Genomic DNA, 2,790 nt, shown 5'->3' on the forward strand with positions numbered 1-2,790 from the left:
TGATTGCCGGGATCGGCCGTGTGGAGGGCGTCGAATGCATGATCGTCGCCAACGACGCCACGGTTAAAGGTGGCTCCTACTACCCGCTGACCGTGAAAAAACACCTGCGCGCGCAGACCATCGCCCAACAGAACCGCCTGCCGTGCATTTACCTGGTGGACTCTGGCGGCGCCAACCTGCCCCGCCAGGATGAAGTGTTTCCCGACCGCGAGCACTTTGGCCGGATCTTTTTCAACCAGGCCAACATGAGCGCCATGGGCATCCCGCAGATTGCCGTGGTCATGGGCTCATGCACCGCTGGCGGCGCCTATGTACCGGCCATGGCCGATGAAGCGATCATGGTCCGCGAACAGGCAACAATTTTCCTCGCCGGCCCGCCGCTGGTGAAAGCCGCGACCGGTGAGGTGGTCAGCGCCGAGGATCTCGGCGGTGCCGATGTGCATTGCAAGATTTCCGGTGTGGCCGACCATTACGCCGAAAGCGACGAACACGCTCTGGCAATCGCCCGCCGCAGCATCGCCAACCTAAACTGGCGCAAGCAAGGCGAAGTTCAGCAGCGCACGCCAATCGCCCCGCTCTACAGCAGTGACGAGTTGTACGGCGTGGTGCCGGCCGATGCCAAGCAGCCGTTCGACGTGCGAGAAGTCATCGCGCGACTGGTGGACGGTTCGGTATTCGACGAATTCAAGGCGCTGTTCGGGACGACCCTGGTCTGCGGTTTCGCTTATCTGCACGGTTACCCGATCGCGATTTTGGCCAACAACGGCATTCTGTTCGCTGAAGCCGCGCAAAAAGGCGCGCATTTCATTGAGCTGGCCTGCCAGCGCGGCATTCCGTTGCTGTTCCTGCAAAACATCACCGGCTTCATGGTCGGCCAGAAATACGAGGCGGGAGGCATCGCCAAGCACGGTGCGAAGCTGGTGACGGCCGTGGCTTGCGCCAAGGTGCCAAAATTCACCGTGATCATCGGTGGCAGTTTCGGTGCCGGTAACTACGGCATGTGCGGTCGGGCCTACGATCCGCGTTTCCTGTGGATGTGGCCGAATGCGCGGATCGGCGTGATGGGTGCCGAACAGGCGGCGGGCGTGCTGGTGCAGGTCAAGCGCGAACAGGCCGAACGCAGTGGCCAAGGCTTCAGTGACGAGCAGGAAGCCGAGATCAAGCAACCGATCCTCGACCAGTACGAAGAACAGGGTCACCCCTACTATTCCAGTGCGCGCTTGTGGGATGACGGTGTCATTGACCCGGCCCAGACCCGCGATGTACTGGCCCTGGCCTTGTCCGCGTCGTTGAACGCGCCCATCGAACCGAGCCGCTTCGGCGTGTTCCGGATGTGAATTTTTGTAGGAGCGAGGCTTGTGTGGCGAGGGAGCTTGCTCCCGCTCGATTGCGCAGCAATCGCAAAAAAGATCCCGCAAGCAGTTCCCACAGAAACCGTGGAGACGGATGAATATGAGCGACTTCAACACCCTCGAACTGCTGACCGACCCTCGTGGATTTGCCACGCTGTGGCTCAGCCGTGAAGAAAAGAACAACGCCTTCAACGCCCAAATGATCCGCGAACTGATCCTCGCCCTCGACAAAGTCGCGAGCGATGCCAGCCTGCGTTTCCTGATCGTGCGCGGTCGCGGTAAACACTTCAGCGCCGGTGCCGACCTGGCCTGGATGCAACAATCGGCCGAACTCGATTACCACACCAACCTCGACGACGCCCGGGAACTGGCGGAATTGATGTACAACCTGGCCAAGTTGAAAATCCCGACCCTGGCCGTGGTGCAAGGCGCAGCATTTGGCGGCGCGTTGGGCCTGATCAGTTGCTGCGACATGGCCATCGGTGCCGACGATGCGCAGTTCTGCCTGTCGGAAGTGCGTATCGGCCTCGCACCCGCGGTGATCAGCCCGTTCGTGGTGCAAGCCATTGGCGAACGCGCTGCGCGGCGCTATGCCCTGACCGCTGAACGCTTTGGCGGACAACGGGCACGGGAACTGGGCCTGTTGTCGGAGAGTTATCCGATCGCCGATCTGGAGCAGAAGGTCGATCAGTGGATCGACAACCTGTTGCTCAACAGTCCCGCCGCCATGCGTGCCAGCAAGGACTTGCTGCGTGAAGTCGGCGACGGTTCGCTGAACCCGGCGCTACGCCGCTACACCGAAAACGCCATCGCCCGCATCCGGGTCAGCCCCGAAGGTCAGGAGGGCCTGCGTGCCTTTCTGCAAAAACGTCCACCGAGCTGGCAAGCCGAAACCACTACCAAGGAGTCGCGTTGATGAGCGCACCTGTCATTACGTCCCTGCTGGTGGCCAACCGTGGCGAAATCGCTTGCCGGGTGATGCGCACCGCCAAGGCCCTTGGCCTGACCACCGTAGCTGTGCACAGCGCCACCGACCGAGACGCTCGTCACAGCCGCGAGGCGGATATTCGCGTTGACCTGGGTGGCAGCAAAGCCGCCGACAGCTATCTGCAAATCGACAAACTGATCGCAGCGGCCAAGGCCAGTGGCGCCCAAGCGATTCACCCCGGCTATGGCTTTCTGTCGGAAAACGCCGGATTCGCCCGCGCCATCGAAAACGCCGGTCTGATATTTCTCGGCCCACCGGCCTCCGCCATCGATGCGATGGGCAGCAAGTCCGCGGCCAAAGCCTTGATGGAAACCGCCGGCGTGCCGCTGGTGCCCGGTTATCACGGCGAGGCGCAAGACCTCGAGACGTTCCGCGATGCCTGCGAGCGCATCGGCTATCCGGTGCTGCTCAAGGCCACGGCGGGTGGCGGCGGCAAAGGCATGAAAGTGG

The 2,790-nt window shown here is 62.0% G+C and carries 3 protein-coding genes; all 3 read left to right on the top strand.

Translation table 11 applies throughout. From position 1 onward, the window contains the following. Positions 1-1,337, top strand: a 1,337-nt coding sequence (locus D8V06_RS02460) for a carboxyl transferase domain-containing protein (RefSeq protein WP_130930378.1), incomplete at its 5' end; no start/stop codon positions are given. A gap of 115 nt (positions 1,338-1,452) precedes the next feature. Continuing rightward, positions 1,453-2,268, top strand: coding sequence for a gamma-carboxygeranoyl-CoA hydratase (locus D8V06_RS02465; RefSeq protein ID WP_056854650.1), 816 nt, complete (start codon positions 1,453-1,455; stop codon positions 2,266-2,268). Then, positions 2,268-2,790 (top strand): biotin carboxylase N-terminal domain-containing protein (locus D8V06_RS02470; protein ID WP_277751280.1); only part of this gene is annotated, 523 nt, incomplete at its 3' end. The genes D8V06_RS02465 and D8V06_RS02470, both read left to right, overlap by 1 nt.

Source organism: Pseudomonas sp. Sample_24, from assembly GCF_004307605.1.
In the GTDB taxonomy this organism is placed as follows: domain Bacteria; phylum Pseudomonadota; class Gammaproteobacteria; order Pseudomonadales; family Pseudomonadaceae; genus Aquipseudomonas.